The sequence below is a fragment of the Halorubrum sp. SP3 genome, assembly GCF_005435195.1.
Classification (GTDB): Archaea; Halobacteriota; Halobacteria; order Halobacteriales; family Haloferacaceae; genus Halorubrum; species Halorubrum sodomense.
Map to the genome: position 1 here is coordinate 1 of NZ_SGTU01000677.1, position 244 is coordinate 244.

Sequence of the window (244 nt, forward strand, 5' to 3'; positions counted from 1 at the left end):
GCGGGCCGCGTGATGGAGACCGAGTACGAGGCCAACACCGCCATCGCGACCCGGGAGTTCGACGGGCCGGTCACGATGGTCGTCGGCGGGACGAAGGCGACGGACGTGATCGGCGTGATGGACGCCTTAGACGAGACGGTCGACCGCTTCCTCCTCGGCGGCGTCGCCGGCGAGCTCTTCTTGCGCGCCGCGGGGCACCCCGTCGGGCGCGACGTGGGGGAGATGGACCTGTTCGACGAGCAGT

1 protein-coding gene is annotated in these 244 nt (G+C 70.9%); it reads left to right on the top strand.

Features of this window, described 5'->3' with window-relative positions; genetic code table 11:
- Nucleotides 1–244 (top strand): phosphoglycerate kinase (gene pgk, locus EXE42_RS17920; RefSeq protein WP_137707132.1); only part of this gene is annotated, 244 nt, incomplete at both ends.